The 19,409-nt window shown below is 71.2% G+C and carries 17 protein-coding genes; 11 read left to right on the top strand and 6 right to left on the bottom strand.

The genetic code is table 11. From position 1 onward, the window contains the following. The 6 genes from ACFO6Q_RS04650 to ACFO6Q_RS04625 form a co-directional block, all read left to right on the top strand. Positions 1 to 784 (top strand): FecR domain-containing protein (locus ACFO6Q_RS04650; protein ID WP_380019378.1); only part of this gene is annotated, 784 nt, incomplete at its 5' end. Between the two features lie 40 nt (positions 785 to 824). Next, positions 825 to 1,385 carry an ADP compounds hydrolase NudE gene (nudE, locus tag ACFO6Q_RS04645; protein WP_380019377.1) on the top strand — a complete coding sequence of 187 codons (561 nt, stop codon included), beginning with the start codon at positions 825 to 827 and terminating at the stop codon, positions 1,383 to 1,385. Then, positions 1,382 to 2,188, top strand: a complete 807-nt coding sequence (gene cysQ, locus ACFO6Q_RS04640; RefSeq protein ID WP_380019375.1) for a 3'(2'),5'-bisphosphate nucleotidase CysQ — start codon at positions 1,382 to 1,384, stop codon at positions 2,186 to 2,188. The genes nudE and cysQ overlap by 4 nt, the downstream gene beginning before the upstream one ends. 178 nt (positions 2,189 to 2,366) lie before the next feature. After that, positions 2,367 to 3,176: a nucleoside triphosphate pyrophosphohydrolase gene (gene mazG / locus ACFO6Q_RS04635; protein ID WP_380019374.1), complete on the top strand. Its 810-nt coding sequence runs from the start codon at positions 2,367 to 2,369 to the stop codon at positions 3,174 to 3,176. A gap of 149 nt (positions 3,177 to 3,325) precedes the next feature. After that, a complete protein-coding gene (locus ACFO6Q_RS04630; protein WP_380019373.1) occupies positions 3,326 to 4,399 on the top strand; it encodes a choice-of-anchor Q domain-containing protein in 1,074 nt (357 codons plus the stop codon). A 70-nt stretch (positions 4,400 to 4,469) separates the two neighbouring features. Then, positions 4,470 to 5,312 (top strand): DUF4097 family beta strand repeat-containing protein, encoded by an 843-nt coding sequence (locus ACFO6Q_RS04625; protein ID WP_380019372.1) that lies wholly within the window; start codon positions 4,470 to 4,472, stop codon positions 5,310 to 5,312. Between the two features lie 57 nt (positions 5,313 to 5,369). Here ACFO6Q_RS04625 and ACFO6Q_RS04620 read toward each other — a convergent pair whose 3' ends face one another. The 4 genes from ACFO6Q_RS04620 to ACFO6Q_RS04605 form a co-directional block, all read right to left on the bottom strand. Then, a complete protein-coding gene (locus tag ACFO6Q_RS04620) occupies positions 5,370 to 6,083 on the bottom strand; it encodes a DUF3761 domain-containing protein (RefSeq protein ID WP_380019371.1) in 714 nt (237 codons plus the stop codon). A 161-nt stretch (positions 6,084 to 6,244) separates the two neighbouring features. Then, the gene (locus ACFO6Q_RS04615; RefSeq protein ID WP_380019370.1) at positions 6,245 to 9,160 is read right to left on the bottom strand and encodes a hypothetical protein; all 2,916 of its coding nucleotides are present in this window, start codon (positions 9,158 to 9,160) and stop codon (positions 6,245 to 6,247) included. A gap of 81 nt (positions 9,161 to 9,241) precedes the next feature. Next, positions 9,242 to 10,045 (bottom strand): DUF4097 family beta strand repeat-containing protein, encoded by an 804-nt coding sequence (locus ACFO6Q_RS04610; protein WP_380019369.1) that lies wholly within the window; start codon positions 10,043 to 10,045, stop codon positions 9,242 to 9,244. A 4-nt stretch (positions 10,046 to 10,049) separates the two neighbouring features. After that, positions 10,050 to 10,388, bottom strand: a complete 339-nt coding sequence (locus ACFO6Q_RS04605) for a DMT family protein (RefSeq protein WP_380019368.1) — start codon at positions 10,386 to 10,388, stop codon at positions 10,050 to 10,052. Positions 10,389 to 10,515: 127 nt separating this feature from the next. Here ACFO6Q_RS04605 and ACFO6Q_RS04600 point away from each other — a divergent pair, with 127 nt between their 5' ends. Beyond that, positions 10,516 to 10,857 carry a hypothetical protein gene (locus ACFO6Q_RS04600; protein ID WP_380019366.1) on the top strand — a complete coding sequence of 114 codons (342 nt, stop codon included), beginning with the start codon at positions 10,516 to 10,518 and terminating at the stop codon, positions 10,855 to 10,857. 40 nt (positions 10,858 to 10,897) lie between these two features. On the opposite strand, the gene ACFO6Q_RS04595 is transcribed toward ACFO6Q_RS04600, so the two are convergent. After that, entirely contained in the window at positions 10,898 to 13,378 is a 2,481-nt protein-coding gene (locus ACFO6Q_RS04595) for an ABC transporter permease (RefSeq protein WP_380019365.1), read from the bottom strand. Further along, the gene (locus tag ACFO6Q_RS04590) at positions 13,375 to 14,061 is read right to left on the bottom strand and encodes an ABC transporter ATP-binding protein (protein WP_380019364.1); all 687 of its coding nucleotides are present in this window, start codon (positions 14,059 to 14,061) and stop codon (positions 13,375 to 13,377) included. Before ACFO6Q_RS04590 ends, ACFO6Q_RS04595 begins: the two co-directional genes overlap by 4 nt. On the opposite strand from ACFO6Q_RS04590, the gene ACFO6Q_RS04585 reads away from it, so the two are divergent. From ACFO6Q_RS04585 to ACFO6Q_RS04570, 4 genes are all read left to right on the top strand, one after another. Next, positions 14,060 to 14,677 (top strand): arylesterase, encoded by a 618-nt coding sequence (locus tag ACFO6Q_RS04585; protein WP_380019363.1) that lies wholly within the window; start codon positions 14,060 to 14,062, stop codon positions 14,675 to 14,677. The genes ACFO6Q_RS04590 and ACFO6Q_RS04585 overlap by 2 nt on opposite strands. A gap of 118 nt (positions 14,678 to 14,795) precedes the next feature. After that, the gene (gene dcp / locus ACFO6Q_RS04580; RefSeq protein ID WP_380019362.1) at positions 14,796 to 16,952 is read left to right on the top strand and encodes a peptidyl-dipeptidase Dcp; all 2,157 of its coding nucleotides are present in this window, start codon (positions 14,796 to 14,798) and stop codon (positions 16,950 to 16,952) included. Positions 16,953 to 17,262: 310 nt separating this feature from the next. Next, a complete protein-coding gene (locus tag ACFO6Q_RS04575) occupies positions 17,263 to 17,994 on the top strand; it encodes a response regulator transcription factor (protein ID WP_380019361.1) in 732 nt (243 codons plus the stop codon). 74 nt (positions 17,995 to 18,068) lie between these two features. Then, entirely contained in the window at positions 18,069 to 19,376 is a 1,308-nt protein-coding gene (locus ACFO6Q_RS04570) for a sensor histidine kinase (protein WP_380019360.1), read from the top strand. Positions 19,377 to 19,409 lie beyond the last annotated feature (33 nt).

The following is a 19,409-nucleotide window of genomic DNA, read 5'->3' as shown; positions in this document are numbered from 1 at the left end:
GCTGGCGTGGAGCGACGGAAAACCGTGGCGCATCGACGCGTCCGCCGCGGCGCCGGCGCAGCTCGCGCCCGGCGCGACGGTGCGGACCGGCGCGCAGGAATCGCTGACCATCGCGGTCGCGCGCATCGGCAGCCTCCGCCTGTCGCCGCAGTCGGCGCTGCGCCTGGTGCAGACGCGCAGCGGCCAGCATCGCGTCGCGCTGGATCGCGGTCACCTGCGCGCGCGCATCTGGGCGCCGCCGGGATACTTCGGCGTCGACGCCGGCGCGGCCGAGGTGGTCGATCTCGGCTGCGATTTCGACCTGTGGAAGGATGCCGACGGCCGCGGCAGGGTCTACGTGCGCAGCGGCTGGGTCGCCTACCGCCTCGACGCGCAGGAAGTGCTGCTGCCCGCCGGTTTCGCGATGGACTTCGACGCGCGACGCGCCTCGACGCCGCTGCGGCCGGAGGCGGCGCCAGACTTCGTGCACGCGGTGCGCGAACTCGAGCGGGCGCTCGACGGCGCGGCCGATATGCCCGCCGCCGAAGAGGCCGCCGGCCGCGTCGCCGCCGCGGCTACGGACGCGGACGCGTTCACCTTGCTCAGCCTGCTCACGCGCCATCGGTCGCTGGCGCGCGGCGCGCTGTATCCGCGGCTGGCGCGCGCGCTCGGTGTCGCCGCCGGCGACTCCGCGCATCGCGCCGCCTGGCTTGCCGGCGATGCGTCGGCGATCGACGCCTGGTGGCAGCGCATGCCGGTGCAGCCCAAGCACTGGTGGTCGAACTGGGCCGACGCGCTGCCGTGAGAGGCGGCCGCCGCGCGCCGCACTCCCGTACAATCGCGGCATGCGAAAGCCGCCGATCATCCACGAGACCCGCCGCGTCGACTCGAGCCGTTTCCTGCGCCTGGAGCAGGTGGATCTGGAGTTCTCCAACGGCCAGCAGCGCACCTTCGAGCGCCTGCGCAGCTCCGGCCTGGGCGCGGTCATCATCGTGCCGATGCTCGACCACGACACCGTGCTGCTGGTGCACGAGTACGCGGTCGGCACCGACCGCTACGAACTGGGCCTGCCGAAGGGGCGCCTGGACCGCGACGAGACGGTCGAGCAGGGCGCCGATCGCGAGCTGAAGGAGGAAGTCGGCTACGGCGCGCGCGAGCTGCACATCCTCGGCCGGCTGTCGCTGTCGCCCAACTACATGACCGCGATGACGCACGTGGTGCTGGCGCGCGAGCTGTATCCCGAGCGCCTGGTCGGCGACGAACCGGAGGAGCTGGAAGTGGTGTCGTGGAAACTGTCGGAACTGCACACCCTGCTCGAACGGCCCGACGTGACCGAGGGCCGCTCGATCGCCGCGCTGTTCATGGCGCGCGAATACCTCGCCGGCCGCTTCCGGCCGCAGCCGTGAGCGCCTCGCTGGAGCGGCTCGCGCGCGCCGCGGGAACGATCGCCGAACGCGCGGCGGCGGCGATCCTCGAGGTCTACGAATCGGATTTCGCGGTTTCGCAGAAGGATGATCGATCGCCGCTGACCGCGGCCGATCTCGCCGCGCACCGCCTGATCGTCGCCGCGCTGGCCGAGCTGACGCCCGAGCTGCCGGTGCTGTCGGAGGAGTCGGCCGACGTGCCGTGGAGCGAGCGCTCGCGCTGGTCGCGCTACTGGCTCGTCGATCCGCTCGACGGCACGCGCGAGTTCGTCAAGCGCAACGGCGAATTCACCGTCAACATCGCCCTGATCGACGCGCACCGGCCGGTGCTCGGCGTCGTGCAGAAGCCGGTCGGCGGCGAACTGGCCGTGGCCTGGGACGGCGGTGATGCCTGGCTCGCCGACAGCGCCGGCGCGAAGCCGCGCCGCATCGGCACGCGCCGGCGCGCGACGCCGCTGACGGTGGCCGGCAGCCGCTCGCACGGATCCGAGCACGAGGCGCATCTGCTGGCGCGGCTCGGTCCCTGCGCCAAGCTGCCGCTCGGCTCGTCGCTGAAGTTCCTGCGCATCGCCGCGGCCGAGGCCGACCTGTACCTGCGCCTGGGCCCGACCTCGGAATGGGACACCGCCGCCGGCCAGTGCGTGCTCGAGCAGGCCGGCGGCGCGGTGTTCGATTTCGACGGCCAGCCGCTGCGCTACAACACGCGCGACTCGCTGCTGAATCCGGATTTCTTCGCAGTCGGCGAGCGCGAGGCGGACTGGTCGGCGCTGCTGGCCAGGCCCTGAAGCGGAAGCCGGTCGGCGATACCGCCGTCGTTCCCGCGAACGCGGCGCTTTTCGGCAGCCGCAGGGCGGGTCATCCATGGGCTTCCAAAGACCAACAATGGATTCCCGCTTGCGCGGGAATGACGACAATCCCAGCCCTCAGCCCTCAGCCCTCAGATCAGCTCTCAGCCCTGACACCATGACCCCGACGCCGACACCGCCGTCCATCGACGCCCTGCTCGACATCATGGCGCGCCTGCGCGACCGCGAGCGCGGTTGCCCCTGGGACGTCGAGCAGACGTTCGAGACGATCGCGCCGTACACGATCGAGGAGGCTTACGAGGTCGCCGACGCGATCGACCGCCGCGACCATGCCGACCTGCGCGACGAGCTCGGCGACCTGCTGCTGCAGGTCGTGTTCCACGCGCGCATGGCCGAGGAGGCCGGGCATTTCGCCTTCGGCGACGTCGTCGCCTCGATCTGCGACAAGATGGTGCGCCGCCATCCGCATGTGTTCGCCGACGCGCGCGTGGAATCGGCCGCGGCGCAGACGGCGAACTGGGAAGCATTGAAGGCGGACGAGCGTGCGGCGAAGGGCGAGGCCGACGCGAGCGCGCTGGCCGGCGTGTCGCGCGGCCTGCCGGAATGGCAGCGCGCGCTGAAGCTGCAGAAGAAGGCGGCCAGGGTCGGTTTCGACTGGCCCGACGTCGGCCCGGTGTTCGACAAGCTGCACGAGGAGATCGACGAGGTGCGCGCCGAATTCGCCGCCGGCGCCGATCCCGCGCGCCTCACCGACGAGATCGGCGACGTGCTGTTCGTCTGCGTCAACCTCGCGCGGCACGCGCAGGTGGACGTCTCGCAGGCACTGCGTCACGCGAACGCGAAGTTCGAGCGCCGCTTCCGGCGCATGGAAGCGCTGGCCGCCGAAGCCGGCAGCGGCCTGGCGCAGCAGTCGCTGGCCGAGCAGGACGCGCTGTGGGACCGCGCCAAGGCGGAGGAATCGCGGTAGCGCGGGGATGGCGCCTGCGCGTGTCACGAACGGGCCTTATTGAGCGTTTCTCCGAGCGACGAACCCCGATTCCGGGGATGAGGGGAAGCGACATGCGCGGGAACGGAACAACCGGGTGGCGCCTCGGCACGCTCTGCGTGGCGTGCTGGATGGCCTGCGCGACGACGGCGCAGGCGGCCGACGGCGTGGTCACGGCGGGCAATTGCAACGAGGCCGGCTTCCAGAGCGTGCTCGCCACCGTCGACGGCAGCGGCGGCGGCCGGATCACCTTCCAGTGCGGCACCGCGACGATCGCGTTCACGCACTACAAGACCATCGCCAGCGCGGTCGTCGTCGACGGCGGCGGCACGATCACCTTCGACGGCGGCGACGCCTCGCCGTTCTTCCAGGTGTTCTTCAGCGCGCACGCGACGCTGCGCGGCCTGACCCTGCAGCACGGCCGGAAGGGCGACGTGCACGCGCTGGAGAATTTCGGCACGCTGCGGCTCGATCGCGTGCGCGTGCGCGACAACGTCTCGGACGGCCCCGCAGTGGCCAACGACGGCATCCTGGTCGTGCAGGCGAGCACCTTCAGCGGCAACCGCAACACCGCGTCCGGCGGCGACGGCGGCGCGATCTCGAACCGCAACGGCACCTTGGTAGTGCGCGCCAGCACGTTTGTCGGCAACGTCGCTGCGCGCAACGGCGGCGCGATCCACAGCGCTTCGGGCACGAGCGTGAGCAACTCGACCTTCACCGAAAACGAGGCAGTCGGCGGCGCGGCGTTCTACCAGGAGGGCAGCGGCGAGAGCCGCATCGAGCACGCTACCGTCACCGGCAACGACGCCACCTTCGGCGGCGGCGTCTACAACGAAGGCAGCGCCAGCGCGACGTTGACGATCAGCCGTTCGATCCTCGCCGGCAACGCCGGCGGCAACTGCGACGGCGTGCTGGTCTCGGCCGGCTACAACCTCTGGTCCGGCGCCACGCAATGCCCGTTCTCGCAGGCCGGCGACGGCGCCGGCGACCCGCTGCTGGGTGCTCTGGCGAGCAACGGCGGTGCCACGCAGACGATGCTGCCGGGCGGCGGCAGCGCGGCGATCGATCGCGTGCCGGCTTCGCAATGCCCGATCCGCGTCGACCAGCGCGGCGGCAGCCGGCCGGCCGGGGCGGGCTGCGACAGCGGGGCGGTCGAGGCCGGCGCCGCGCTCGACGTGGTGTTCCAGGACGGATTCGAGTTCTGATGCCGGCCGTGTAAACCTTCCGGCGCTGCGGCGTATCCAACGAGGTTCCACAGCGCACGCCGGAGGTCCCATGCTGTCCCGTACCGCCACCTTCTCCCTGTTGCTCCTGCTGCCGCTGTCGGCCTTCGCCGACGACTGCGCGTTCCGCGCCGAGCGCAAAGTCGACGTCGACGTGCAGGCCCTCGCCACGCTGAGGCTGGACACCGGCGCCGGCGACCTCGACGTCAAGGGCGTGCCTGGCCTGGCTCGCATCGAAGTCCGCGGCAAGGCCTGCGCCAGCGACGAGGCCACGTTGGCCGAGCTGCAGCTCACGCAGCAACGCCAGGGCGACGTGGCGACGGTGGCCACCGTCATCCCCGACAGCGGCAGCGGCATGAAGCTGTTCGGCAGCCGCTACGCCTACATCGACGTCGAAGTGCGCATGCCGCAGACGCTGAAGCTGGAGCTGCGCGATTCCTCCGGCGACATCGAGATCGCCGGCCTGCGCGGCGGCCTGGACCTGACCGACAGCTCCGGCGACATCGACCTGCGCGACCTCGGCGGCGCGGTGCGCATCAGCGACACCTCCGGCGACATCGAGGCGGACGGCGTCGAGGGCAACGTCACCGTCGACGCCGACAGCTCCGGCGACATCGAGATCCGCAACGTGCGCGGCGACGCCTACGTGCGAAACGACAGCTCCGGCGACGTCAAATTCCGGCACGTCAGCGGCCGCGCGCGCATCGACCACGACAGTTCCGGCGACATCGTCTTCGACGACATCGGCGGCGATGCCGGCGTCGGCAGCGACAGCTCCGGCGACATCCGCGCCGACCGCGTGCGCGGCGATTTCACGGTCGAGTCGAAGGCGAACGTCGACGACATCCACTACTCGGACGTCGGCGGCAAGGTCAGCCTGCCGCCGCGTCGCTGATCACCGGCGCTCCTCCGTCATTCCCGCCTGCGCGGGAATGACGTCACTGCAGGGGCGCTACGGCGTGCAGGCCTTGCCGTGCGCGGCGTGGTTGCCCTTGGCCTTCGCCTCGGCTTCGGACAGGTATTCGCCCTGCTTGGTCTTGCCGTAGTAGCGGTCCGACGGGCAGTGGTAGACCTTCGTTTCGAGGTTGACCCAGACCTTGCCGGCGCCGCCACCCGGCGCCGCCGCACGATCGGCGGGATCGGCTTCGGCCGGCTTGCGTACGCTCGGCGGTGCGGTGGTCGGCTGCGGTGCCGCAGTGGCCGGCGGGGCGGCCGGCATCGAAGGAGCGGCGGCGGGCGGCGGAACCGGCGGAGCGGCGGGCCTGGCCGCGGCGGCGACGCTCGCGCCGTACCACTCCTTCACGCCCTTGTGACCGCGGCAGGCGCCTTTCCTGCTGTCGGCGTCCGTGTAGCTGCCGTCCTTGCACAGCCCGGTCGAACCGGACGGCGCGGCCGCGGGCGTGGCCGCGGGAACGGCGCTGCTCGATGCCCTGGCACCGGCACCGGCGCCGTCGCTTTTCGCGGCCGGCGCGGCGTTCGCGGCATACCAGTCCTTGACGCCCTGGTGGCCGCGGCAGGCGCCGCGTTTGGCCTCGGCCGAGGTGTAGCTGCCGTCCTTGCACAGCCCGGTGGTGCCGGCCGGCGCGCCGGTGGGGGCCTGCGCGTGCGCGCCGGCGGCGAAGAGCAGCGCCAGGGGCAGTGCGAAGACGGCGGGGAAAACGTTCATGGCATTCCTCCTGCGTGGTCGTGGACGCGAAGCGACGCTACGCGCGCAGGCTTAGGGAATGCTTTCGGCGATCGTGACGGACGGTGACGAAAGGTGTCGCGCACCCTCGCGTGCCGGGGTCGCGTCCGCGGCAGCGGACGCGACCGGTCCGGTGGAGATTTCTACGGCGGCGTGCCGTCGAAGCCGTCCTCGAAGATCGTGTCGTCCGGTGCCAGCTCGCCGCAGCCGAGCACCTTGACGTCGTCGACGTACCAGCCCTCGCGCGTGACGCTGCTGTTGGTCGCCAGCCGGTAGCGGAACTGCGCGGCGTGGCCGGCGTAGGCGGACAGGTCGACGATCACGTTGGTGTACGGCTGCGAGCCGCACCAGGCGCGGTTGCCGGCGAGCGGATTGCCGCTGCCGGAGGCGATCGGCGCGGTGTACGGGTCGGACAGCAGCTGCGAGGCCGGGACCTGGCTGAACGCGCCGCCGTCGAGGGAGATCTCCAGGATGCCGCCGTCCTTGCACTCGGTCGCCGAGCCTTCGAGCAGGCGCCAGTGCTGGAACTGCAGGTTGAGGCCGCCCAGGCTCGCCGGCAGGGCGACCACCGGCGACAGCAGGCGGCGGTCCGAGACCGAGCCCGGCGCCGAGGTCTTCCACGAATGGGTCGGGCTGTTCGGGCGCGCGGTGGTGATCGCCCAGCCGTCGCTGCCGATCGCCGCGTCGTGCGTCCAGCCGTTCTCGCCGCCTTCGACGTCGTCGTCGAACAGCGTCTGTACCGGCGTGCCGGCGCTGCACTGGCCGGGGCCGGCCTGGGTGGTGAACGAGGACACCGCGCTGACCGTCTCGCCGCACTGGTTGGTCGCGGTGACGCGCCACCAGATCTGCGCGTTCAGCGGCAGCGCGGCGGTCGGCTGGAACGTCGTGGTGGTGACGGTCTGGGCCAGGATCACGTTGGAGAAATCGGCCGCGTCGGAGATCTCGATGTGGTACGAGGTGGCCTGGTCCACCGCCTGCCAGGAGAACAGCGGCTGCGGCGGCACGCTGTCGGCGCCGTCGGCCGGTGCGGTCAGCGTGGTCGCGCCGGCGCCGGCCGTGGCGACGCCGACGACCAGTTCGAGATCGCGCTCGATCGCGCCGGAACTGCCGCGCAGGACGATCGTATGCGAGCCCGGCGCGGCGGTGGCGTCGACCGTCAGGTTGGCGACGGTGGTGCCCGGCGGATTGACCGTGGTGGCCGTGTAGCCGCCGCCGAATCCGGCCGGCAGGCCCGGCACGAAGCTCATCGCGACCGGATCGGCGAAGCCGTTGCGCGCGTTGACGGCGACCGTCACCGGCGCCAGCGCGGTCGCGCCGGGGCCTGCCGCGCAGACGTCCTGGCCGAGGTTGTCGGCGGTCATCGTGAAGGTCGGCGTGCCGCAGGTATCGAAGCGGAACGCGGCGTAGCGCGTGCGCCAGTCGCCGCCGGCCGGCATGTACATGCCGGTGAACCAGAACGTGCAGCCGTCCGCCGGATCGACGCCCATGCCGAAGTAGTCGCCCCAGCGGTCGGCGCCGCTCTGCGAGCTGGCGCCGTCGACGATCGTGGTCTCGCCGGTGGTCATCACGCCCGGCGGATCGCCGGCCTCGCGGCCGACGTAGCGCAGGCCGGGGAACACGCCGGGATCGCGCGCGACGCTGTAGCCCAGCGCGATGTTGCCGGACTCGTCCATGCCGATCGCGCCCATCCAGCGGCTGATCTGCCCGCCGGCGTCGTCCGGCGCATAGGTGCCCTGCTGGTACATCACCCACGGGTTCGCCGGGCCGCCGGTGCGGCGCAGCTCGAACCAGCGCACGCCGGCGACGTTGTTGGTGGTGTCGTCGGGCAGGCGCACGACGTGGTTGCCGACCAGCACTTCGTAGCTGCCGAAGTTGCGGTAGTGCACCGGCACCATCGGCACTTCGAGCAGCGGATCGAGCGTGGTCGAGGTGCCCGGCTGGTGGATCGCGCCGAAGCCGCCGGCGATCTGGAAGCGCGAGTCGAACTCGTTCTCGGCGACGCGGATCGGGCCGGTCAGCACGGTGTTCGCCGGCGTGGTGAAGTCCACGTCCAGCGTGAACAGCTCGATGAAGTCGTTGGCCGGATCGTTCGAGCCGGCGTTGTTGCGTTCGTCGTCGTTGATGCGCACGAAGAAGCCGGGCGCGCCGGCGGGCGGCGGCGTGGTGCCGAACAGCGACACCGGCGGCGTCATCTGGAAGCCGAGGCCGGCCAGTTCCGGCACCGCCTTGCGCTGCATCGTCGCGGTCTGGCCGGCGAGCATGCGCGTGCGGTCCATCGCGTACACGGCCGGGCCTTCGTTGGCGCCGACGTAGTACGCGTCGGACCACACGCCGTACTTGGGATAGTCGGGGAAGCTCGGCGGCGTGAACACGTAGCGCGTCCAGGTCGTCGACACCGGGTTGCCGTCGGCGCTCAGGTAGACGCACAGGTCGTTGCTGCCGCTGGTGAACTCGGTGAACAGCCAGCGCTCGGCGAGATGGTCGTAGACGACCACGCCGTCGCCGCCGCCGTTGGCGCAGGCACCGCCGCCGCCGAGGTCGTCCATGATGAACGGACCGGCGGCGAGCGTGCCGGAAGCGGTGTCGTAGATCGTGTAGGTGGCGCCGCCGCTGGGACCGTTGATGACCTCGACGTAGTAGCCGCCGCCGACGTCGCCGGACGAGTCGGGCGGGACGAAGCCGCTGAAGTCCTGGCCGTCGGCGTTGGCCAGCGGCGTGGTGAAGCCGCCGCCGCGCGGGCCGCGGCGCGCGTCGAACGTGCGCTGCAGTTCGACCAGCACGTCGATGCCCTGCACGACCGGGTTCACCGGCTCGGGCGGGTGCTTCTGCCGTTCCTCCTCGCCGTGGAACTGGCGCGGGATCTCGCGGATCGGGTCGCCCGGCTTCCACGCCGGGATCACCGGGCGCGTGCGCGCGTCGAGGAAGAAGCGCTCCGGCACGGACGGCGGGCTGACGTAGTCGGCGCCGCGCGACACGGCCGGTGCGTCCGCCGCCGCAGCGGAGGCGATGCCGGCGGCCATCAGGGCGGCCGCGGCGAGGAAACGGTATCCCAACTTCATGCGAGCACCCCAGTGGCGAGCGAGCCGGGCGGCGAGGCCGGAGCCGGAAACGAGGTCGCGGCGCTCGGCCTTTGGGCGGAGTCAGTCGTCGTCCTCGGGAGGTTCCTTATCCTCACCCAGCAGGACGAGTTGTTCAAGCACGATCTCCCCGTGCGCGCTGCGCACCTGCAGCGGCGACGTGCCCGCGCCGTAGCGCGCCCGAGCGGCGTGGCCGCCGTCCGGCTGTGCGTGCACGCTGAGGCCGAAATCGGTGCGCAGCGCGCCGCCGGTGCGCGCGTCGAGCGCGATGTCGCCGAAGGTCGGCACGCGCAGCACGATGCGGCCGCCGTCGGTTTCGATCGTGCTGGCGCCGCGCCAGCGCGCGCCGACGGCGGCGGCGCGGATCAGGCCGTCACGCGTGCGCAGCGCCAGGCGCTCGCGCGAGGACGCCACGATGCGGCCCGAGTCGCTGGACGCCTCGACCGGACCGGCGCGCTTCTTCGCCGTGATCGGACCGTCGCGCGTGGTCAGCGCCAGCGCCAGGTCGTCGGGCAGGTACAGCGCGACGTCGATGCGTCCGGGCTGCGCGCGATCGCCGTCGAACGCGACCTCGATGCGCAGGGTGGTGCCGTCGCGGCGCGCGCGGAACGCGGCCCGGGCCGGAGCGGGCGCCTGGCTCTGCACGACCGCGTGGATGCCGACCTCGCGCTCGTCGCGGTTGCGCACGTTGATCATGCCCCAGGGATTGTCGAGCGCGACGCGCTCGACGCCGTCGGCGAGGTCGAACGCCTTGTCGACGCGCTCGGTGTGCACGCCGTCGCCGGCCGGCGCCTTCGGCACGCCGGCGCAGCCGCCGAGCAGGGCCGCGGCGGCGATCGCCAGGAAAACCGTCGCAGGGATTCTCATCGGTTCACTCCTGGAAGATGAAGAATGCGGCGGCGACGATCAGGGCGAAGCCGACCCAGTGGTTCCAGCGGATCGCCGTGCCGAGGTAGGCCACCGAGAACGCGGCGAACACGCACAGCGTGATGATTTCCTGCATCGCCTTCAGCTGCGCCGGATTGAACACGGCGTAGCCGTAGCGGTTGGCCGGCACCTGCAGGCAGTACTCGAAGAACGCGATGCCCCAGCTCGCCAGCACCACCAGCCACAGCGGCCGGTCGGTGTATTTCAGGTGGCCGTACCAGGCGAACGTCATGAACACGTTCGAGCCGATCAGCAGGAGGACGGGCAGCACGGCATTCCACATGGCGGGGCTCGCGGTCGGAAGATCGCGGCATTCTAAGTGCGCCGGCGTGCGCTGGACTTGCCCGGCGGATTTGCGCAAGCTCCGACGCGTTCCCGTCGATGCGGCGCGAGCCGCGCAGGAGGCTTCGATGTCGTGGAAATTGCTGGCCGTTTCCCTGTCCCTGGGCCTTGCGGCCTGCACCGCGATGGCCGACGAGACGCGGCCTTCCGGCCGCTGCGAGATCAACGACTCCAAGCCGGACGTCTGCCGCATGAGCGACACCGTGGCCGCCGACGGCACGCATACGATGGTGTTCATCACCGGCCAGCAGCGCATCGAGTTCGTCGGCAGGTCGCAGACCGGCTGGTGGTCCGGCAAGCTCGAGGGCGAGCCGGCGATGGGGCGCGAGATCAATCGCAGCCACATCATGTTCAGCACGTTCGACCTGAAGACGACGTTCGAGTGGAAATCGAGCCCGGACGTCCCGTAATCGTGCAGCGCCTGCGGCCGCCAGGCGCCGCAGGCGGCGGTCAGGCGCGCCGCAGCACGTTCATCGGCGAGGTGCGCGCGATGCGCAGCGTGCCGGTCCAGCCGGCGAGAGCCACCACCAGCGCGGCGCCGACGACCACCAGCGAGAGCTCGCCCAGCGGCGGCAGGTAGTCGCCCAGGCGGAACACCTGGCGCGCGAGCAGGGTGCCGATCGCGCCGGCGCCGGCGATCGCGATGCAGCCGGCGAGCAGGCCGAGTGCGGCGAACTCGGTCAGCACCGCGACGTCGAGCTGGCGCCGGTGCGCGCCGAGGGTGCGCAGCAGGGCGGTCTCGTGGCGCCGCTCGTCGGCGGTCGAGGCAAGCGCCGCGAGCAGCACGAGCAGGCCGGCGGCGAGGCTGAAACCGAGCACCCAGGCGACCGCGCGGCTGACCCGCGCGATGATGTCGCGCACGCGGTCGAGGATCGCGTTGAGGTCGATCAGCGACAGGTTCGGATGCGCGCGCGACAGCGCCGCCAGCGCCTGCGTCGCGTCGCCGTCGAGATGGAAGCTGGCGACGTGGCTGTGCGGCAGACCGGCGCCGCTGGCCGGATCGAGCATCAGGAAGAAGTTGACGCGGAACGAGTCCCAGTCGACGCCGCGGATGCTGGCGATGGTCGCGGTGATCTCGCGCTCGCCCACGCGCAGGGTCATCGTGTCGCCGAGCTTCAGGTGGAACATGTCGATCCACATCTGGTCGACCGACAGCTGCGGCGTCGACGCCGGCGCGTCGAACCAGCGGCCCTGCAGCAGTTTGTTCGAACCGGGCAGCGTGTCGCTCCAGCTCAGGCGCGTCTCGCCGTTGATCCAGCCGGCCGCGCGGCGGTCCTGGTAGTCGTCCGGATTCGGCGCGCGGCCGTTGATCGCGACCAGCTTGCCGACCGCCAGCGGCAGCGTGTTGAGGCTGCTCGCGCCCAGTTCGCGCAGGCGCTGCTCGACCGCGGCGCGCTGCTCGGTCTGCAGGTTCAGCACGAACCAGTTCGGCGTGTCGCCGGGCAGCTCGTCGCGCCAGCGCGCCAGCAGCGAGGGGCCGACCACCGCCAGCACCGCCAGCGCGGTCAGGCTCAGTGACAGCGCGCCGGCCTGCAGCAGGGTCAGCGCGCGCCGGCGCGCCAGGTTGGCCAGTCCGAAGCGCAGCGCGCCGCGCAGGCGGGTCGCGGCCGTACGCACCAGCCGCAGCAGCAGGAGGCCGAGCGCGAAGGTCGCCAGCGCGACGCCGGCGAAGCCGGCCGCCAGCGTCGCCGCCAGGCGCACGTTGCCGGCGCCGAAGAAGATCAGCACCGCGCCGACCAGCAGCGGCAGCAGGTACAGCGCATCGAAGCGGCGCGCGCGCCGCGTCGGCTCTTGACGGAACACGCGCATCGGCGCCACCTCGCGCAGGCGCAGCAGCGGCGGCAGGGCGAAGCCGAACAGCACCGCCAGGCCGACCGCGACGGCGGCCAGCGGCGGACCCCACGGCAGCGCCGGCGTCGCGCCCGGCAACAGGCCGCGCGCCAGGCCCAGCACCACTTCCTGCAGGCCGAGGCCGAGCGCCAGGCCGAGCAGGCAGGCCGGCAGCGCGAGCAGGCCGAGTTCGAGCAGCAGCGCGGCGAGCACTTCGCCGCGGCTGGCGCCCAGGCAGCGCAGCAGCGCGACCTCTTCCACCTTGCGCCGGGCGAAGCGCTGCGCCGCCAGCGCGATCGCGATGCCCGACAGCAGCGCGGCCAGCAGCGCCGCCAGGCGCAGGAAGCTCTCGCCGCGCTCGAACGCGGTGCGCAGGTTCTGCTGCGCGTCCTCCACCGTGGTCTGTTCGGCGCCGTCGGGCAGGCGCGGCTTGGCCCAGGCGGCGAAGGCCGAGATCGCCGCGGCATCGCCGGCCAGCAGCAGGCGATGCCGCGCGCGGCTGCCGACGCCGATCAGGCCGCTGGCCTGGGCGTCGGCGAGATTCATCAGTACGCGCGGCGCCAGGCGGAACACGTTGCCGCCGTCGGGCGACTGCACGATTTCCCCGGCCACCGCCAGATCGCGGCCGCCCAGCTGCACGTGCGCGCCGACTTCGACGGCCAATGCGGCGAGCGCCGCGCGATCGGCGTAGATCGCGCCGGCGGGCGGCGCGTGCGCGGCCTTCTCCACGCCGTCCGCGCCGAGCACGCGCAGCTCGCCGCGCAGCGGAAAGGCTTCGTCGCTGGCGCGCACGTCGGCCAGCTTGCTCGCCTCGCCGGCGAACACCACGCTCGGAAAATCCGCCAGCCGGTTCGTGGCCAGGCCGCGCCGCCGCGCCTCGTCGGCGAACTCGGCCGGCACCGGCTTGCCGGCGGTCAGGCCGAGGTCGCCGCCGATCAGCTCCGCCGCGGAGGCGAGGATCGCGCGCTCGACGCGGCTGGCCAGGGTCGCCACCGCGGTCAGCGCGGCCACCGCCAGCACCAGCGCCGCCGCCAGCGTCGCCAGCTCGGCCTGGCGGAATTCGCGGCGCAGGCTGCGCGCGGCGAAGGCGAGGGGCCTCACCGGGTCTCCTCCGCGATGCGTCCTTCGCGCAGCGGCAGGCGCCGCGCGCAGCGCGCGGCGAGCTTTTCGTCGTGCGTGACCAGCACCAGGGTGGTGGCGTGTTCGCGGTTCAGCGCGAACAGCAGGTCGCCGACGCTGGCGCCGGTGCGCTGGTCGAGGTTGCCGGTCGGCTCGTCGGCGAACAGGATTTCCGGCTCGTGCACGAAGGCCCTGGCCAGCGCCACGCGCTGCTGCTCGCCGCCGGACAGCTGGTGCGGAAAATGATGCCGGCGCCGGTCCAGGCCGACGCGCGCGAGCGCCTCGGCGGCGCGTTCGCGCGCGTCCGCGCGGCCTTCGAGGTCGAGCGGAAGCATCACGTTCTCCTCCGCGTTCAGCGCCGGCAGCAGGTGAAAGCTCTGGAACACGAAGCCGACCAGGCGCCGGCGCAGGCGTGCGCGTGCTTCCTCGTCGAGCGCGTCCAGGCACTGTCCGGCCAGCGTGATCGTGCCGCGGCTGGGACGGTCCAGTCCGGCGAGCAGGCCGAGCAGGGTGGTCTTGCCCGATCCGGACGCGCCGACGATCGCCAGGCTGTCGCCGCGCGCCACGTCGAGCGCGACACCGTCGAGGATCGTCAGCCGTCCGTCGGGGCCGTCGACGACTTTGCTAATCTCGCTCGCACTCAAGGCGATGGTGTCTGCGCTCATGTTCCTGCTTCGTTTCGTACTGGGATGGGTCTGTCTGGTTTCGCTCGCCGCGGCCGCGCCGGCGCCGCTGCTGGTGCTCGGCGACTCGCTCTCCGCCGCGCACGGCATCGCGCTGAAGGACGGCTGGGTCGCCCTGCTCGAGCAACGCCTGCAAGCCTCGCCGTCGCCGCGTCCGGTCGTCAACGCCAGCATCAGCGGCGAGACCACCGCCGGCGGACTGGCGCGCCTGCCGACCCTGCTCGCCGAACACAAGCCGGCGCTGGTGGTCGTCGAGCTCGGTGCCAACGACGGCCTGCGCGGACTGCCGCTGGCCGAGGCGCGCGCGAACCTAGCGAAGATGCTCGCCGCGATCCGCGCCGCCAAGGCCGGCGTCGTGCTGGTCGGCATCGAGCTGCCGGTCAACTACGGGCCGCAGTATCGCGACGGCCTGCGTTCGATGTATCGGGGCCTGGCCGAGGAATTCAACGCGCCGCTGTTGCCGTTCCTGCTCGACGGCGTGGCCCTGGACCCGGACCTGATGCAGGACGACGGCCTGCACCCGAACGCGAAGGCGCAGCCGCGGCTGCTGGACAACGTCTGGGCCGTGCTGCAGCCGGCGCTGCACGGCCTGCGCTGAGGCCGCCGCGCCGGTGCCGACCGGGCCTAACGGCCTATGTCGGGCCGGCGCCAGTCCGCTAAGCTGCGCGCCCCGGCCGGGCCTGCGGGCGCGGCGCTCCCCTCAGCGAGGACACTCAATGCTGCGCAAACGGCTCCTGGTGACGACGATGAATCTGGTTCTGGTCAGCGGTTTCGGCATCCTGGCGTCGGCGCCGGACGCCTCGGCGAAGGACCCCGCGGCCGCGACGGCGGCCATCGCAGGCAACCCGTTCGCCAAGGCGAGCACGCTGCCGTTCCAGGCGCCGCCGTTCGACAAGATCAAGGACGCCCACTACCAGCCGGCCTTCGAGGCCGGCATGCGCGAGCACCTGGCCGAGATCGCCAAGATCGCCGCGCAGAAGGATGCGCCGACCTTCGACAACACCCTCGTGCCGCTGGAGCGCAGCGGCCAGATGCTGACCCGCGTCGCCGTCGCCTTCAACGCGGTGACCGGCGCCGACACCAACGACACGCTGCAGAAGGTGCAGGAGGCGATCGCGCCGAAGCTGGCCGAGCACCAGGACGCGATCTACCTCGACGACAAGCTGTTCGCGCGCGTCGGCAAGCTCTACGACACGCGCGACACGCTCGGCCTCGACGCCGAGCAGAAGCGCCTGGTCGAGCGCTACTACGACAACTTCGTGCGCGCCGGCGCCAAGCTCGGCGAGGCCGACAAGGCCAAGCTGCGCGAGTTGAACAAGGAAGAGTCGACGCTGACCACGGACTTCTCCAACAAGCTGCTCGCCGCGAACAACGGCGGCGCGCTGGTGGTGGATGACAAGAAGGACCTCGCCGGCTTCTCCGACGCCGACGTCGCCGCCGCCGCCGATGCCGCCAAGACGGCGAAGAAGGACGGCAAGTACCTCGTCGCGCTGCAGAACACGACGCAGCAGCCGGCGCAGGTCTCGCTGCAGGACCGCGGCGTGCGCGAGCGCCTGTTCAAGGCGTCGACCGAGCGCGCCGAGCACGGCGACGCCAACGACACGCGCGCGATCATCCAGCGCCTGGCCGTGCTGCGCGCCGACCGCGCCAAGCTGCTCGGCTACGCGGACTTCGCCTCCTACACGCTGGCCGACCAGATGGCCAAGACGCCGGCGAACGCGATCAAGCTGATGACCGACATGGTGCCGACCGCGACCGCCAAGGCGAAGGGCGAGGCGGCCAAGATGCAGGCCCTGATCGACAAGAACAAAGGCGGCTTCAAGCTCGCGCCGTGGGACTGGCAGTTCTACGCCGAGCAGGTGCGCAAGGCCGAGTACGACCTCGACGAGGCGCAGATCAAGCCGTACTTCGAGATCGACCGCGTCCTCAACGACGGCGTGTTCTACGCCGCCAACCAGCTCTACGGCCTGACCTTCAAGCAGCGCAAGGACATTCCGGTCTATCAGCCGGACGTGCGCGTGTACGAGGTGTTCGACGCCGACGGCAAGTCGCTGGCGCTGTTCTACGCCGACTACTGGAAGCGCGACAGCAAGCGCGGCGGCGCCTGGATGGACAACCTGGTCGGACAGTCGCGCCTGCTCGGCACCAAGCCGGTGGTCTACAACGTCTGCAACTTCACCAAGCCGGCGGCGGGGCAGCCGGCGCTGATCACCTACGACGACGTCACCACGATGTTCCACGAGTTCGGCCATGCGCTGCACGGCATGTTCGCCGACACGCAGTATCCGACCCTGTCGGGCACCAACGTGCCGCGCGACTTCGTCGAGTTCCCGTCGCAGTTCAACGAGCACTGGGCGCGCGATCCGAAGGTGTTCGCCAACTACGCCAAGCACTACCAGACCGGCGCGCCGATGCCGGCCGAGCTGGTGGAGAAGATCAACAAGTCGCGCACTTTCGACCAGGGCTTCGCCACCACCGAGTACCTCGCCGCGGCCCTGCTCGACATGGCCTGGCACACGCAGCCGGCCGGCACGCCCAAGCAGGATGTCGACGCGTTCGAGACCAAGGCGCTCGAGCAGTACAAGGTGAACGTCTACGAGGTGCCGCCGCGCTACCGCACCTCGTACTTCGCGCACGTGTGGGGCGGCGGCTACGCAGCCGGCTACTACGCCTACCTGTGGAGCGAGGTGCTCGATCACGACGCGTTCTACTGGTTCCGCGAGCACGGCGGCCTGACGCGCGAGAACGGCCAGCGCTTCCGCGACATGATCCTGTCGCGCGGCAGCACGCAGGACATGGCCGCGCTGTACCGCGCGTTCCGCGGCCGCGATCCGAGCGTCGAGCCGCTGCTGGAGCAGCGCGGCCTGAAGTGATGCGCGCGGGCTGAAGCGATCCGGGCGAGAGGTGCCGCCCATGCGGCACCTCGAAGCCCGAAGGCCTTCATTCCCGCGAGCGCGGCAATCCCTCTCGCCTTCGGGCGAGCCGGAGAAGAATCACGGTGGATCCCTGCGTTCGCGGGGATGACGACGTTCTTCCAGTCGGCCGGATTGCGGACGATGCCTCGGTACCATTCGCCGCCGTTTGCAAAACGAAACCGATTCGGGCCTACTTTTTCACGTCTCGATCACGGCGTCCGGTCCGTAATTTTCACGAAGGTGAAAATGGCGTGCAAAAGGGGGTTTCGTGGACAAGCGCGACAGTCACACCGGTGCGATCCTGCTCGTCGAGGACAGTCGAGGCATCTCGGAAACCGTCGGCGAATTCCTCGAACGGCGCGGCTATTCGGTCGACTATGCAGCGGACGGCATCAGCGGCCTGCGGCTGGCTTCCACCAACAGCTACGACGTCATCGTCCTCGACCTGATGCTGCCCGGCCTGGACGGCATCTCGCTGTGCCGACGCCTGCGCCACGAGGAAAAACGCGCCACACCGGTGCTGATGCTGACCGCACGTGACACCGTCGAGGACAAGCTGGTCGGCCTGGACGCCGGCGCCGACGACTATCTGGTCAAGCCGTTCGAGATCCGCGAACTCGAAGCGCGCCTGCGCTCGCTGATCCGGCGCAACCGTCGCCAGGTCAGCGACGAGGTGCTCAAGGTCGGCGACCTCGTGCTCGACACCGCCACCCTGCGCGTGACGCGTGCCGGCAAGGAGCTGCAGCTGGCGCCGATCGGCGTGAAGCTGCTGATGATCCTGATGCGCGAGTCGCCGCGCGTGGTCAGCCGCCGCGACATCGAGCGCGAAGTCTGGGGCGATCTGCTGCCCGATTCGGACACGTTGCGTAGCCATTTGTACAATTTGCGAAAAATCATCGATCGTCCGTTCACCAACCAGCTGCTGCACACGATCCACAGTTCCGGATACCGCCTCGCCGACCTCGGCGTGGAGGCGGCACCGGACCGCCGCAGCGCCTGAGGTACCGTCCGCGCCGCGCAGGCGGGAGGCCGATCGTCCGGACGCACTGACGCGGCGCGCCGCGGAGACACGGAATGCACCGCCCGATTGGTATCCGCCGCAAGATCTGGGCCGTTTTCATCCAGCAGATGGCTGCGATCAGCCTGGCCGGCCTGCTCGGCGTCTACGTCGTGGCCAGCCTGATCGAGAACCTGATCCTGCGCGAGATCGTGGTGCGCGAAACCGCCCAGTTCACGCAGCGGCAGGCGGACGATCCGAACGCGCCGCCGCCGCAGAACTCGTTCGTGCGCGGCTACCTGCGCGGTGCGGCCGGCGACGTGCCCGAGCTGCCGGCGGAGATCGCCGCGCTGCCGCCCGGCTACCACGGCCCGAACGCCAAGCGGCCGGCGGTGTCGATCGCCGACACGCCGGCCGGGCGTCTCTACGTCGTTTCCGAGCAGCGCCGCCTGCACGCCTTCGTGTTCTGGATCGGCTTCGGCCTGTTCGCGATGATCCTCGGCACGGTCTACGTCACCGCCTGGCTCGCCTACCGCGCCTCGCGGCGCGCACTGGCGCCGATCGTCGTGCTGGCCGAGACCGTGCGCAGCTGGGATCCCAAGGCGCCGGACATCGACGCGCTGCTGCCGGAGAACCTGCCGGTGCAGCTGGAGGTCGACGAGGACGTCGGCAGCCTCGCCCAGGCCCTGCACGGCTTCGCCGTGCGGCTGGAGGAATTCGTCGACCGCGAGCGCAACTTCACGCGCGACGCCAGCCACGAGCTGCGCACGCCGCTGACCGTGATCAAGGTCGGCGCCGACATCCTGCTCGACGAGGACGAACTGCCCGCATTCGCGCGCCGCACCGCCGGCCGCATCCGCCGCGCCGCGCGCGACATGGAGGCGCTCATCGATTCGTTCCTGATCCTCGCCCGCGAGGACGGCGTCGGCCTGCCGGAGGAGGACTTCACCGTCAACGAGGCCGTGCGCGAGGAGGTCGAGCGCGCGCGGCCGCTGATCGACGACAAGCCCGTGCACCTGAGCGTCGAGGAGCGCGCGGTGTACACGCTGCACACCTCGCCGCGCGCGTTCGGCGTGCTGATCGGCAACCTGATCCGCAACGCCTGCATGTACACCGAGCGCGGCTCGATCACGGTCACCATCGACGACGCCTGCGTGATCGTGCAGGACACCGGCGTGGGCATGAGCGAGGAGGACCTCGCACACCTGTTCGAATCGTTCTACCGCGGCTCGGTGCGCAGCAAGGGCGAAGGGCACGGAATCGGCCTGTCGATCGTCAAGCGCCTGGCCGACCGCTTCGGCTGGGAGATCGGCATCTCCAGCCAGCTCGGCGCCGGCACCACCATCCGCGTCGACTTTCCCGCGCTCGTGCAGGAGCAGGAGTGAGCCGCACTATACTGCGCGCCGATCATCGCCGAT

Origin of the sequence: Dokdonella ginsengisoli (assembly GCF_042652785.1) — a bacterium.
Taxonomy (GTDB): domain Bacteria; phylum Pseudomonadota; class Gammaproteobacteria; order Xanthomonadales; family Rhodanobacteraceae; genus Dokdonella_A; species Dokdonella_A ginsengisoli.
The sequence above is the reverse complement of the archived record's forward strand: the minus strand, read 5'-3'. Positions and strand labels throughout refer to the sequence as shown.

Excerpts from the sequence above, each read along its gene's own strand:
- nudE (WP_380019377.1), top strand. The coding sequence starts at position 825 with ATGCGAAAGCCGCCGATCATCCACGAGACCCGCCGCGTCGACTCGAGC.
- mazG (WP_380019374.1), top strand. The coding sequence starts at position 2,367 with ATGACCCCGACGCCGACACCGCCGTCCATCGACGCCCTGCTCGACATC.
- ACFO6Q_RS04630 (WP_380019373.1), top strand. The coding sequence starts at position 3,326 with ATGGCCTGCGCGACGACGGCGCAGGCGGCCGACGGCGTGGTCACGGCG.
- ACFO6Q_RS04625 (WP_380019372.1), top strand. The coding sequence starts at position 4,470 with ATGCTGTCCCGTACCGCCACCTTCTCCCTGTTGCTCCTGCTGCCGCTG.
- ACFO6Q_RS04620 (WP_380019371.1), bottom strand. The coding sequence starts at position 6,083 with ATGAACGTTTTCCCCGCCGTCTTCGCACTGCCCCTGGCGCTGCTCTTC.
- ACFO6Q_RS04615 (WP_380019370.1), bottom strand. The coding sequence starts at position 9,160 with ATGAAGTTGGGATACCGTTTCCTCGCCGCGGCCGCCCTGATGGCCGCC.
- ACFO6Q_RS04610 (WP_380019369.1), bottom strand. The coding sequence starts at position 10,045 with ATGAGAATCCCTGCGACGGTTTTCCTGGCGATCGCCGCCGCGGCCCTG.
- ACFO6Q_RS04605 (WP_380019368.1), bottom strand. The coding sequence starts at position 10,388 with ATGTGGAATGCCGTGCTGCCCGTCCTCCTGCTGATCGGCTCGAACGTG.
- ACFO6Q_RS04600 (WP_380019366.1), top strand. The coding sequence starts at position 10,516 with ATGTCGTGGAAATTGCTGGCCGTTTCCCTGTCCCTGGGCCTTGCGGCC.
- ACFO6Q_RS04585 (WP_380019363.1), top strand. The coding sequence starts at position 14,060 with ATGTTCCTGCTTCGTTTCGTACTGGGATGGGTCTGTCTGGTTTCGCTC.
- ACFO6Q_RS04590 (WP_380019364.1), bottom strand. The coding sequence starts at position 14,061 with ATGAGCGCAGACACCATCGCCTTGAGTGCGAGCGAGATTAGCAAAGTC.
- dcp (WP_380019362.1), top strand. The coding sequence starts at position 14,796 with ATGCTGCGCAAACGGCTCCTGGTGACGACGATGAATCTGGTTCTGGTC.
- ACFO6Q_RS04570 (WP_380019360.1), top strand. The coding sequence starts at position 18,069 with ATGCACCGCCCGATTGGTATCCGCCGCAAGATCTGGGCCGTTTTCATC.